Origin of the sequence: Sphingomonas pituitosa NBRC 102491 (assembly GCF_001598435.1) — a bacterium.
In the GTDB taxonomy this organism is placed as follows: domain Bacteria; phylum Pseudomonadota; class Alphaproteobacteria; order Sphingomonadales; family Sphingomonadaceae; genus Sphingomonas; species Sphingomonas pituitosa.
Map to the genome: position 1 here is coordinate 1 of NZ_BCYY01000022.1, position 13,271 is coordinate 13,271.

Genomic DNA, 13,271 nt, shown 5'->3' on the forward strand with positions numbered 1-13,271 from the left:
CGGGCGCGATCCACTCGCCGATATTGCCGCTGTTGCCGATCGCGGTGCGATAGCGGTCGCGATAGGCCAGCGCAATGCGCGCATCCCAGCCGCGGCCGGTATAGTAGAGCGTCGCATTGCCCTGCCACCGCGAGAGGTCGATCAGCGTCAGCCGCACCGGCACTCCGGCATAGACCACGTCCGACCGGCCATCGACATAGGTGCCGTTCAGCTGCACGCCCAGCCGGTCGAGCGGCAACGGCAGGAAGCGCAATTCCTGCTGCAGCGTCAGCTCGGCGCCGCGGATAGCGGCTCCCCCGCCGTTGAACGGACGCACCACGTTGAACAGCGTGGTCACGCTCTGCCCGGGAAACAGGAAGGTCAGCGGATATCCGGTGGCGACATAGGGCTGCACCGTCGTCGCCGAGGTGATGAACGAGTTCATGCGCTTGTAGAACAGGCCGGCCGCGATCACCCCGCCGCCGGCGCCATAGCGTTCCAGCGCGAGGTCGAGGGACTGGGCGCGGAACGGCTTGAGATCGGGATTGCCGGCCGTGATCGTGCCACCAAAAGGCGAGACCGACACCACCGCTGCGGCACGCAGGTCTGCGACGTCGGGCCGGTTCACGTTTTCGCTTGCTGCCGCGCGCAGCACCAGGTCTTGCTTCAAATTCAACCGCACCTCCAGCGAGGGCAGCCAGGCACGGCTGTCGGTGACGTGCGTGACCGGGGCCGCCAGCATGTCGCTGGTCGCAGTCCCCGTCGACCGGGTGGTGATCGCCTCATAGCGCAGCCCCCCGCGCAACCGCAGCGGCAGCGCGCCGAGACGCCCGTCCCAATCGAGCAGCGCGAACACTGCCGTGCTTTCCTCGCGCAGCCGGTAATCGGTGCCGGGAACATTGTCGCCGACGTTCAGGTCCCGTCGCTGACCGGTGGCGGCATAGGTCGCATCGACATCGGCGATCACATAGGGCGCAAGCGTCGGCCCGCTGAACAGCGTCGTGACCGCCGGCCGGCCATCGGAATAGTCGACACGCGTACGCCGCTGATAGCCGCTGTTGGCGAAGCGATGCCAGCCGCCGCCAGCGCGCAGCATCAGCCCGGGCGCCAGCGTGCGATCCATGGTCAGGCGCGCTTGGGCGTTGCTGTTATCGATCGCATCCTCGCGTGCGTCGGCGCGCATCAGACTCCAGACGCTAGGACCGGCTGGATCGAAGCCATACACGTTTCGCGGGGCGCCACCGGTGGAGATCGTAGCGAAATCCCGGTTCCGCGTCTGCAGGAACACCTTGTCGAACACCGGCCCGCGAAACGCCGATCTGTTGTAGCCGAGGGTCAACTGCGCGATCGTCACGGCATCGATCGGCTTCCGCAGCGAGAGCGTCGCCTGGTCGAACCGGGTACGATCCTCCGTCCGCTTGGCCTCGGTGCGCAGGTCGACGCCCGAATAGCGTGCCGCCGCGAGCGTATCGCCGACGATGGTCGCGGCGAGCAGGCGCTGCGTGCCGGTGACGTTGCCGGTAAGGCCGTTGTCGCCCGCCGCCGCCAGCGATCGCTCGTCCCGATGATCGGCAAGCGCTGCGTGCACCCAGTCGACGGCCAGCTCGGACCCGTCGTCGCCGGCATGCTGGAGTGCCGCGACGAGGTTGAGACGGTCGAGCCGGTTGACCCAGCTCGAATAGGTCGATGCGCGCGGGCCATAGACCGGGCGCCCGCGAGCCCCCGTCAGCCGGCCGCGCTGCTCGGGCGCGATGTCGCTCCCGAGATTGGCGGCACCGAAGGTGATCGGCGCCCAGTCCCAGTTACGATAGCCATATTCGGCGACATGGTTGCGACTGAAAGCCGCGGCGACCAGCGCCCCCCAGTGCGCGTTGCGACGCGACAACTCCACGGTGCCCTGGGGCGTCGTCGCCATGCCGTTGCCGCCGGACCGGGCACGCAGCGACACCAGCGTCTCGTTCCCCGGCCGGTCGAACGGACGCACCGTCTGCAACGCGACGGTGCCACCGATCCCGCCGGCATCGGCATCGGCCGACCAGCTCTTCTCCACCACCACCTGCGAGACCAGGCTGGCCTCGAACACCGAATAGTCGAAGCGTCGCTCGCGGCTCACCGATCCGCGATTGTCGAAGCCCGAGGCGGTGGTGGCGAGCGCGTCGATGCCGTCGAGCGTGGTGCGGGTGAACAGCGGGCCGAGCCCGCGCAGCGACACCTGCCGCCCCTCGCCATTGTCGCGGCTGATCGCAACGCCCGGCAGCCGCTGCAATGCATCGGCGACGTTGCGATCCGGGAAATCGGCGATGTCCTGTGCGCGGGTCGCTTCGCGCACCCCCGGCGCAAGGCGCTTGATCGCGACCGACTGGCGCACCGCCTCGCGATATCCGGTCACGACGATCAGCGGCGGTTCGGGCGACGGCGGCAGGACTGCGCCGATATCGGGCGGGGCGGGCCTCTGCACCACGACATAGCCGCCCCCCGCCGCCCGTGCGGCCAGCGGCAGACCGGTGATCGCGCGGGTAATGGCCGCGTCGATCGTCATATGCCCGCGGATACGCCGTACAACGCGTATCGAGGCGGATTGCGCGGTGAGAATTTCTACACCGGCCTGGCGGGACAAGGCGCCGAGCACCTCCGCCAGCGGACCGGGCGGCACGTCGAAGCGAATACGGCGTTGCTCGGCGGTAGAACGCGATTGGCACGGGGCGGCAACAGGCGAAAGCAATCCCAGGATCAGCACCGCTCCTGAAACCCACCGGTACGATAGACGATGCCCGCGCAGACCCTTTGCCTCCGCCGGTGCGGGTACCAGTCGAACATGACAGATTGTTGACCCAGGCATGGGAGGAACGGCGACACCGTCCCTCCCCGGGCCAGGTTCAGAACGAAATGCGGACGCCGCCCATCACCGTCGTTCCCGAACGGGTGACGACGTAGAGGCGCTGGGTGCTGTCCGAATATTGCTTCTCGCGCTGGTTGGTCAGATTGATCGCGTCGAGGGTCAGCTGGATCTTGCTGGTCAGGTTGTAGTGCGCCGACGCGTCCAGATAGGTGGTCGGGGCATAACCACTGAGATCCTGATCCTTGCCCAGGCTCGTCGATACCGGCGCCGCGCTGTAGACATAACGGCTGCGGTAGTTGACTGAGACGCGCGCATCGAACTTGGCGTCCTGGTAATAGAGCGTCGCATTGGCGTTGACGTGGCTGAGCCCTTCCAGCGTGGTGCGGATCGCGTCCGAACCATAGACCTTGCGATAGTCGTATTTCGCATCGAGATAGGTGAAGTTGCCGCTGGCGCCGAAATGATCGAACGGTGCCGGCAGGAAGGTGAAGTCGGCCTGGCCCGCCAGTTCCACGCCCGCCAGATCGGTGCCGTCCAGGTTCACCGGGATCGAATAGCTGGCGATGATTGTATTCGCCGTCAGGTTCGGCGCCAGTGTGGTCGGCTGGCCGGTGACGCTGTAGGGCACGTTCGACAGCGTCTTGGTGGCGATGAAGCCGTCGAGATGCTTGTAGAAGCCGCCCAGCGCGACATAGCCGACCCGCCCGAAATAATGCTCGAGCGACACGTTGAGGTCGGTGGATTTATACGGTTTCAGCTCCGGATTGCCGACCGAGACGCTGTAGGTGCCGTCGTCGGTCCGCGTCACCGACGCATTGGCCGCCAGGGCACTCAACGTCGGACGGTTGATGTTCTTGCCGGCCGATACGCGCAGCTGCAGGCCCTGCTGCAGTTCCAGCGTCAGGTTCATCGCCGGCAGTACGCCGTCATAGTGCTTCTTGATGCTTGCGTTGTCGCTGCCTAGCGGCCCGCTCGACACGCCGCTCGAGGTCAGGTCGGTGCGATAATAGCGCAGGCCGATATTGCCGCGGAACGGCAGGCTGCCAAGGTGATGGTCCCAGTCATATTGCGCGAAACCGGCGCCAGTACGCTCCTCGACCCCGTAGACGCTCAGCTTCGGGCCAAGATAGGCGTTGCGATCGATGCCGAGCTGGCTCAGCGCCTTGTTGTAATCGACGACCACCCAGTCCTGACCGCTATAGCCGGTATAGACCTGTGCATAGTTGGCGATGTTGGCGCTCACCTTCCCGGTCTGGAACTCGGTCTGATAGACGTTGACCTGGCCACCACGGCTGTACCCGCTGTTTTCGAACCGCCGCCATTCACCGCCGAACGACAGATTGTCGTCGGGGCTCAGCGCATATTCGAACCGGCCCTTGGCAGTGTCGAACGCCGATTCCTGATAGTTGGACCCGATCAGCAGGTTGTGGGCGTGCCACAGCGCCGGATTGCCCGTGTCCCATTTGTAGCTGTTTACTAGGGAGTAGGTGCCACCACGATAGTCCGAGGCCACACCGCCATAGGCTTCGAGGTAGAACTTGTCGCTGATCGGCATGTCGTAGCTCGAACGCTCGACTCCGCCGGTGACGAAGAACTTCAGCTTGTCGCTCAGCTCGGCATCGCCGCTCAGCACCAGCTGCTTGAAGATGTTCTTGGTCTTCTGCGTGCGCGTTTCGGTCGCGGTGTTGGCGCCGTCGACGTCGAGATAGTCGACCTCGTTCTGGTCGTTCCAGTGGATCTGGTTGATCTTGGAGTTCTTGTAGGTCACGCCCGCAAAGGTCTGCGCGCCGCCCAGCCAGGTCGAGCCGCCACCACCGCGCGAGGCGAGGTGAGTCTCGAAGCGATCGGCCTTGTACTCGCCGTACAGGCCGTCGAGCGCGAGGTTGATCTTGTCGCTGGGCTTCCACTGGATCGCGGCGGTCAGGCCCAGGCGATCCTGGGTGCTGTCCCACACCGACAGACGGTTGCCGCGGGCGAAGCGCAGGTCGCCCGAATTGACCTTGGCCTGCTCAGCCGCAGTTAGCGCCGAAATGTCGCTGCCATTCGCCTTGTTGCGGCGCCAGCGATAGGTATCGAAGCCCTCTTCGCGCGTATTGCGGTGGCTGTACGCACCCGAGATCAGGATGCCGAAATTGCCCCAGTTCTTGGACAGCAGTCCGGTGAAGCGCGGCTGCGCGTCCTTGGTCAGCGTGTTGGTGCCCAGCTGGGCGGAAAGCACCGCCTTGGTGCCGGCATAGTCGAACGGACGGCCGGTGTGCAGGCCGACGGTGCCCGCCAGGCCACCTTCGGTCTGGATCGCCTGGTACGATTTCTCGACATCGACGCGGTTGAACAATTCAGCGGCGAACAGGTTGAAGTCGAAGGCGCGGTCCCGCGAATTCTGGCCGCGGCTGTCCTGCGGCGAATCGACATTGCCCAGCACTTCCATGCCGTTCAGCTGGACGCGGGTGAAATCAGGGCCGAGGCCGCGCAGGCTGATGCGGCGGCCTTCGCCCGCTTCGCGGTTGATCGCGACGCCGGGCAGGCGCTGGATCGCCTCGGCGAGGTTGAGATCGGGGAAGGCGGCGATGTCGTCGGCCGCGATCGAATCCTGGATGATCGCCGATTTGCGCTTGATGTCGCGGGCCTGCTCCAGGCTGGCGCGATAGCCGGTGACGACAATGTCCTGCGGCGCGTCGGCAGTGGCCTGCTGGTCCTGCGCCAGCGCGGGCTGCGCGACACAGCCGAGCGCCGTCGTCACCAGCCAAAGGGTGCGCTTGTTCAACATGATCTTCGATGTCCCCCGTAGATTAGGTCGTTACGTGTCGCACGGTGTGCGCGGTTCGACCGGGTAGAGGGCGGCCTGCATGCAACGGGGACAAAAGAAATTTGTTAATTTTTTGTGACAATTGTTGCAATAATATTGCAATCACAATTAATGCAAATATCTATTCCTGCATTGGAAATGAAATTAGTAATCTATTTTCATCTTATTCACCAAACAATGGAGGCTGATCTTTGCAGGGAGCGGCAATGGCGCGTGGCGATCTGACGGACGAGGAATGGGCGGTGCTCGAAGGTCTGCTGCCGTCCGAGCGCGGCCGAAAGGCGCGACCCGCCCATGACAATCGGCGATTTCTGAACGGCATGCTGCATGTGCTGCGGGTTGGCTGCCCCTGGCGCGACATGCACGAGCGCTGCGGCAAGTGGAACTCGGTCTATGTGCGGTTCCGGCGTTGGGCGGAACAAGGCGTCTGGGATGCGATGCTGGCCACGCTGGTCGAGTTCGGGCTGACCGACGACTGGCAGCACATGATCGATAGCACCACGGTTCGCGGCCATGTTTCGGCAGCGGGCGCTAAAGGGGGACTCATAAGGAGGCTTTTGGTCGATCACGCGGCGGCTTTACGTGCAAAGTCCATGCCCGCTGTGACAATCAGGGACGTCCTCTTGGCTTCATCCTGACCGGCGGCGAGACGTCGGATTACGGCGCTGTCGATGACCTCATGGCGCTGCCGGTCAACAAGCCAAACGCGCTGCTGGCCGACAAAGGCTATGACGGCGATGTGGTCCGGGCGAACCTGTTGATCCGCGGTATCCTGCCGATCATCCCGCCCAAGGCCAACCGGCGCGAGCCCATCGCCTGCGACTTCCGTCGATACCGGGATCGTAATCGCATCGAGCGCATGTTCGGCTACCTCAAGCATCAACGCCGCATCACCACCCGCTACGACAAGACCGCTCTATCGTTCGCCAATTTCCTCAATCTCGCCGCCATCCGCCGGTGGCTGCCCAACTTTGTCAACACGACCTAGCCCTGAGCTGGAGCTGCGCTAGCACACGGGTTTGCGCCCTCTCAGCAATCTCAAGACGTTAGCATCCTGCGGCCATCGCCGGGAGGCGCTGTTCTGGCACATTCCAAGCGCAGCCAGCGCACTTCCCACACCAGCGCGCGCTACGATGTGGGGCATGTCACGCATGGCATTGAGCCGGATCGCCGGGAAGCGGCCTTTCACGATCTGCTGCCAGATCGAATGAAGCCTTTGGCGTCAATGCGGAACCTCTGAAAAACGGCACGACCGGCACGATCGAGCGAATGGGATTAACGCCGCGCCTGCCGCATCGGCGAAGGGGCGGGTGCGAACAGTCGTTCCCAGCGTACGGCAGCCTATGGCCTTCCATCTGACGCGCGGTTAGTCTGCGTCCCCGAAGACGGGGGATGACAATGCGTTTCGTGCGTTCAAGCGTTTCGGGGATGGTGCTGGCTGCGTTGCTGGCAGGATGCGGCGGGGGCGGCGGCGGCAGTGGCTCCTCGGGGACCGTCGTTCAGCCCGGCACCGGCACGAGCAGCCCCACCCCTGCCGCCAGTGCCTGCACGCTGCGCGCGCGCCAGGACTGGATCCTGGCCACGATGCGCGAATGGTACCTGTTCCCCGAGACGCTGCCCGCCAGCCTCGATCCGGCAGGCTATACCAGCGCCGATGCCTATCTCGATGCGCTGACCGCCACGGCGCGCGCCCAGGGGCGGGACCGCTACTTCACCTATCTCACCTCGATCGCCGAGGAGAACGCCTATTACTCCAGCGGCTCCAGCGCCGGCTTCGGCTTCCGCCTGACCAGCGACGGCATGCGGACCATCACCGTCGCGGAGAGCTTCGAGGGCGGCAATGCACTGCAGGCCGGCATCGATCGCGGGGCGCAGATCCTGGCGATCGGCACTACCAGCAACGACCTTCGCGACGTCAGCGACATCATGGCGGCGCAAGGGTCGGCCGGCGTGCAGGCGGCGCTGGGTCCCGACACCAGCGGCACCACCCGCGTGCTGCGGGTGCGGGATGCGAACGGCAGCATCCGCACCGTCACCCTGGCCAAGTCCGACTTTACCCTCACCCCGGTCTCCAGCCGATATGGCGCACAGGTCCTGACCGATCCGAACGGCGGCGGGCGGGTCGGCTATGTCAACCTGCGGACCTTCATCACCACCGCCGATCCGGCGCTGCGCAGCGCCTTTGCGACGTTCAAGGCGCAGGGGATCGACAAGGTGATCGTCGACCTGCGCTACAATGGCGGCGGCCTCGTCGCGGTCGCCGAACTGTTCGGCGACCTGCTGGGGGGCGCGCGCGCGCCTACCGACGTGTTCGACTATACCAGCTTCCGGCCGGAGAAGTCGGCGAACGACGCCGTGCGCCTGTTCGCGCCCAAGCCCGAATCGATCACGCCCACGCGCATTGCCTTCATCGGCACGCGCGCCACCGCCTCGGCCAGCGAGCTGGTGATCAACGGGATGATCCCCTATTTCCGCGCGAACCTGGGGCTGGTCGGCACCAACACCTATGGCAAGCCGGTCGGGCAGGTCGCGATCGACAAGTCGGCATGCGACGATCGGCTGCGCGTGATCGCCTTCGCCACGCAGAACGCCAATCGGCAGGGCAGCTATTTCAGCGGCCTCGCCAGCAACGTCGAGGCGAGCTGCGCGGCTGCCGACGATCTGTCGCAACCGCTGGGCGATGTGCGGGAGGCGTCGGTGAAGGCCGCGCTCGATTTCGTCGCCGGACGCAGCTGTACCCCGATCGGCGGCACCGGCTTTGCCCGGCTGGCGGCAGCGCCCAGGGAACTGCTGACGCCCGAACGCCCCAGCACCGCTCAGCGCGAAGTGCCGGGCCTGTTCTGACGCAAGTCAACGGCGCCGAAGATCGCAAGTAACCGCAAGTAGATAAAGGTTAATTTGCAACCATCGCCTGCCTGGCCGGTTTACCGTGCACGTCCAGGAGGGAAATGATGAAGACAATGATCCTGTGCGGCGCCTTCGCGTCGCTAGCGATGACGGCTGCCACGGCCGCCGAGGCGCCCAGCCGGGCAGGCCCGCAAACCGAACCCATGGCACCGGCGCAGATGACGATGCCGCGCGATGCGATGGGCTATGCCCGCAAGGCCGGCGCCGGCGACCTGTACGAAATCCAATCCTCCCGTCTTGCGCAGCAAAAGGCGGGAAGCGGGGCGGTCCGCCAGTTCGGCCAGATGATGATCGAGCATCATGACATGACGACGCAGCAGCTCACCAGCGCTGCCCGCGCCGCCGGCATGACCCCGCCGCCCCCGGCGCTCGAACCGCGGCAGCAGAAGATGATCGACGAGCTGCGCGGCCTGTCCGGCGCGCAGTTCGATGCCGCCTATCTTCGCCAGCAGCGCATGGCGCACCAGGAAGCGCTGGCGCTCCATTCCGGCTATGCGGAGAATGGCGACAACGCCGCGCTGCGCAAGGTGGCTGCCGCCGCCGTGCCCATCGTGCAGCGCCACATCGATCTGCTCGCCCAGCTGCCGAAGGGCTGAGCGGCCTCGCACCTGCCAGCCGGGATGCACGATCGCCGCCGAGACAGGCTTCGTGCGCGGCGGGTCGACCCGCCGGGACTGTAAGGTTAGGAACAGGCGTCCGTCCTAAGGGTGCCCGTCATGCAGTCCCCGTCCGAAACGCCCGCCGCCGTCCGCATCCTCGTCGTGGAGGATGATGCCCAGCTCAACGCGCTGCTCGTCCGGCAGCTGTCCGCGCTGGGTTATGACGTGGAGAGCGCGGAGGACGGGCGCGCGGCGATCGCCACCCTCGCCCGCGCGCAGTTCGATGCGGTATTGCTCGATCGCATGCTGCCCGCGATCGAGGGTGTCGAAGTCCTGCGCCGCATGCGCGCCGAAGGCGTGGAGACGCCGGTGATCCTGCTCACCGCGCTGGGGCTGACCCAGGAGCGGGTGGAAGGCCTGGAGGCCGGCGCCGACGACTATATCGTCAAGCCGTTTGAGATCGACGAGCTCAACGCCCGCATCCGCGCGGTGCTGCGCCGCCGCAGCACGCCCGCAGCCGACAATGCGACGCTGAGCGCAGGCGATGTGACCGTGAGCGTGCTGCGCCACCGCGTCACCCGCGCCGGCAAGCCGATCGAATTGCAGAAGACAGAGTTGAAGCTACTCGCCGAGCTGGTCCGCGAGGCGGGCAGCGTGCTGTCGCGCAAGATGCTGATCGAACGCGTCTGGGGCTACGACTTCGTGCCGACCACCAATATCGTCGACGTCCACATCCTCAAGCTGCGCCAGCGGCTGGAAATGCCCGGCCTGCCCGATCCGATCGCGACGGTGCGGGGCGTGGGCTACATGTTCCGCGCCTGAGCGGTGCCGCGGCGGCGCCTCCATTCGCTCGGGCGGATCGCGATCGCCTTCGCGCTCGGCCTCTCGGCCGCGACGACGCTCGCCGGCGTGGGTGTGTACCTCGCGCTGCTCGACGCGATCGATCATCAGGTGGATCTGCGACTGCAAGGCGAGGCGCGCGAGTTGCTGGAGGGCAATGCCGACCTGCCCGAAATCGCCCGGCGCATCACCCGCGAGAGCAGCGAGCGCGAGAGCGCCGATATCGGCTTCCTCCTACGCGATTCCGCCGGGCGGGTGATCGCCGGCAACATCGCGCCGGCGCATCCGCTGCCGATCGGCGTCTCCACGCTCCGGCACGACGCGGCGATCCCCGGCCTCAGCCGCGGCAGGGCCTGGGTGAAGCGGCTGCCCGGCGGCGAGACGCTGGCACTCGTGGCGGAAAGCGAACCGGTCGACCAGCACGATCACCGGCGCGTGCGCATCCTGGCGATGGGCTTCGGCGCGGTGGTGGCGCTGCTGCTGATCGGCACCTTCGCGCTGATCCGCGCGATCCGCATCAACATCGCGGCGATCGGCAGCACCGCCGAGGCGATCATCGACGGCGACCTGCGCGCGCGGGTGCCGGTGAACCGGCCCGGCAGCGCATTTGGCGGGCTGGCGGTGACGTTCAACCGCATGCTCGACCGGATCGGCGACCTGATGACCGGCATGCGCGGCATCTCCAACGACATCGCCCACGACCTGCGCACCCCGCTGGCGCGGCTGCACGGCCGGCTGGCGGCGCTGGCCGTCGCGCCGGAGGCGGCGCCAGTCCGGGAGGAACTGGCCGATGCCGTGGCCGAGAGCGAGGAGATCCTCGCGATCTTCGCCGCCATCCTGCGCATCACCGAAATCGAGGGTGGCGAGCGCCGCGCGGGTTTCGAGCGCGTCGACCTCGCCGCGCTCGCGGGCGAGGTGGGCGAAGGACTGGAACTGGTAGCTACCGAAAGCGGTCGCGACTTCACCTTCCTGTCGCCGGACATGGTGGTGCCGGTCGAGGGCGATCCGCGCCTCCTTACCCAGCTGGTGGTCAACCTGATCGAGAATGCCGTCACCCATACGCCTGCCGGCAGCACCGTGCGGCTGGCGGTGCGACGCGAGGCCGGCGCGGCGCTGCTCAGCATCGAAGACGACGGCCCCGGCATCCCCGCCGCGGACCGAGACCGCGCGCTGCGGCGCTTCGGAAGGCTCGACGCCAGCCGGCACACGCGCGGGCACGGGCTGGGCCTGCCGCTCGCAGTGGCGATCGCCCGGCTGCACCACGGCACGCTGACGCTGGAGGATGCGCGCCCCGGCCTGCGCGTTACGCTGCGGCTGGCGCTGGCGGCCTGATCGTTCGGACTGTCGGGAAGGGTAGAAGGCGGCTGGTGGAGCTGAGGGGAATCGAACCCCTGACCTCTGCAGTGCGATTGCATTCTAGGTTGACGAAAACGGCAGATTTCCGTCGATTGCTACTCCCGAATGGCGCGAACAAGCGAAGAACATAAGGCTGTTTGCGATACCAGCGCGATACCAGAACTAGCGGCACGATCTCGCATCAAGCGCATCCATGCTCGGCATTGCAGCTGTCCGGCTTGGACAGGAGGCATAATGCGCCCCCCTAGCCGAGAGGGAGAGTAGCACGCGGGATAGCTATAACATCCATAACATCGGCCGTTTTCCGCCACTTTTGACCTAACAAAATAGCTGACCTCGATATAACCGGGTTATGGTGGAGTGATATAATCTTTCTAGAAATTATAATCGTTCATTTACAGTACCTTGCCACGCTTCTCGTCCCTGAGGTTAACATTGATTATGCCTCAGCTATAACATTTTAAGTTTGCTAAATCAGTGACTTAGGATCACATAAGGCAGCAGATCAGCGAAATTATGTCTTCCCGCCCCCTAGAGGGTAGGAAAGCGTCGCGCTGACGCATCATCTTCTTGTGCAAGAGGCCCGGCAGGGAGCAGCCTTAGCTGCATCAGATCGCATCACGTTATCGCGCCTGCTCCCTCTGAGGGCGGCTCAGCGGCGATAGACTGCATCAAAAGGGGCACGAAAAGGGGGCGGGCGAGGCGGGGGGAAAAGCGCTCTTTTCGGGGTTGCAGTGGTCGAGGGGGCAGGGGGTGGGCGCCCGAGCCGCTGGAGACCGCATGAAGGTCGATCTGGCTCGGCGGCTGAGATTCGCACCACGATCACGCCCACTCCCTACGGCGCTCCCGGCGGGTGCTGGCCCAGTCTATTTGCGGTCATGCGGTGGGGCTCAGCCCTTTCACTCACACAACAATGTTACACACAATATGCAGGCATCTCCGCGCGTGGCTCATCATTATTCGCTTTACACAACCTAAGATGAAGCATAGGAGGAATGCATCGGCGGTGATCGCCGATCGGGCACCTCGCCGGATCAGGGGTTGGAACAAGACAATGACCAGCTACATCGCCACCATGAATGACGCCGCCAAGACCGACATTCAGGTTACCCCGCGGGCACGCGAAATCGAAGCCTATGGCTTGGTCCAGGCGATCCTTGAAGAAGCCCGCCGCACCCCCGCCTACAAGGCGCTGCGCCAGGCCGAAGATGCGCAGATCATTTCGATTGAGATCGACGGCGAAGTGATCACCCAGTTTTGAGCCGCCATCGCTCGCGCATCACCCTTCTCGCTCCAGCGCCTCGCGCGCTGGAGCTTATCCGTTGGCATACCCCGGCGGGAGCGCAAGCGCTCGGCTACATCCAGCGCGGCGAGGATCAGGGGCGGCTACTGCGCCTCGCCTCCGGATCGCTGGTCATCCAGCTGCCCACCGGCGCGATCGGTACGCTAGACCAGCGCAAGGCGCAGGCAATGCTGGACGGAGAGAATAATGCCCCGCCCAACCCGTGAAAGTCTGGCGGTCGACCGTATCACCGATGTCTACGGCACCGAATGGCTGGTATCTGAGTTTCGACCCAGCGGTCAGGGTTTTGCGCTGCCGCTTGGCTGGCCCGTAGAAGGTGTAGGCCCCGGCAACCCGCGCGTCATTACCACGGCTGCGCTCGCCGAGTATTTGCAGTCGGTCGAGCGCCCGCGGGATATCGTGCTGCCAATTGGCGCCAGCACCATCAAGCGCCTGCGCGCCGAGTTGGACCTGCATTTCGAGTGGAACGCCTGGTGGGCAGCCCGAGCGGACGATCTGCACACGATGACGCTGGAGCAATTCTGTCGCCGCCACGGCTGCTCGATGGGTGCGGCCAGCCAGCGCCGGCGGGCCACGCCGAGAGCATGAAAAGAGCCCGGAAGCTCGTGCTTCCGGGCTCGCGGAAATCGGTCGCGCGCGACC

9 protein-coding genes and 1 pseudogene are annotated in these 13,271 nt (G+C 65.4%); 8 read left to right on the forward strand and 2 right to left on the reverse strand.

What is annotated here, in order from left to right:
• The coding region (locus SPI01S_RS16640; RefSeq protein WP_066725147.1) for a TonB-dependent receptor at positions 1–2,518 on the reverse strand (2,518 nt) is incomplete at its 3' end.
• Between the two features lie 337 nt (positions 2,519–2,855).
• Entirely contained in the window at positions 2,856–5,585 is a 2,730-nt protein-coding gene (locus SPI01S_RS16645) for a TonB-dependent receptor (RefSeq protein ID WP_066725150.1), read from the reverse strand.
• A 245-nt stretch (positions 5,586–5,830) separates the two neighbouring features.
• On the opposite strand from SPI01S_RS16645, the pseudogene SPI01S_RS23430 reads away from it, so the two are divergent.
• The 8 genes and pseudogenes from SPI01S_RS23430 (at position 5,831) to SPI01S_RS16690 (ending at position 13,217) form a co-directional block, all read left to right on the forward strand.
• Positions 5,831–6,612: pseudogene (locus tag SPI01S_RS23430) on the forward strand (IS5 family transposase).
• A 410-nt stretch (positions 6,613–7,022) separates the two neighbouring features.
• Positions 7,023–8,468 carry a S41 family peptidase gene (locus SPI01S_RS16660; RefSeq protein ID WP_174539122.1) on the forward strand — a complete coding sequence of 482 codons (1,446 nt, stop codon included), beginning with the start codon at positions 7,023–7,025 and terminating at the stop codon, positions 8,466–8,468.
• A gap of 107 nt (positions 8,469–8,575) precedes the next feature.
• Positions 8,576–9,127, forward strand: coding sequence for a DUF4142 domain-containing protein (locus SPI01S_RS16665; RefSeq protein ID WP_066725346.1), 552 nt, complete (start codon positions 8,576–8,578; stop codon positions 9,125–9,127).
• A 120-nt stretch (positions 9,128–9,247) separates the two neighbouring features.
• On the forward strand, positions 9,248–9,952 hold the full coding sequence (locus tag SPI01S_RS16670; protein WP_066725159.1) for a response regulator transcription factor: 705 nt from the start codon (positions 9,248–9,250) through the stop codon (positions 9,950–9,952).
• A gap of 3 nt (positions 9,953–9,955) precedes the next feature.
• Positions 9,956–11,302: a sensor histidine kinase gene (locus SPI01S_RS16675; protein ID WP_066725162.1), complete on the forward strand. Its 1,347-nt coding sequence runs from the start codon at positions 9,956–9,958 to the stop codon at positions 11,300–11,302.
• Positions 11,303–12,380: 1,078 nt separating this feature from the next.
• Complete coding sequence (locus SPI01S_RS16680; protein ID WP_066725165.1) at positions 12,381–12,587, forward strand: hypothetical protein; 207 nt, start codon at positions 12,381–12,383, stop codon at positions 12,585–12,587.
• A complete protein-coding gene (locus SPI01S_RS16685; protein ID WP_066725167.1) occupies positions 12,584–12,835 on the forward strand; it encodes a hypothetical protein in 252 nt (83 codons plus the stop codon). Before SPI01S_RS16680 ends, SPI01S_RS16685 begins: the two co-directional genes overlap by 4 nt.
• Positions 12,816–13,217, forward strand: coding sequence for a hypothetical protein (locus tag SPI01S_RS16690; RefSeq protein WP_066725170.1), 402 nt, complete (start codon positions 12,816–12,818; stop codon positions 13,215–13,217). Before SPI01S_RS16685 ends, SPI01S_RS16690 begins: the two co-directional genes overlap by 20 nt.
• Positions 13,218–13,271 lie beyond the last annotated feature (54 nt).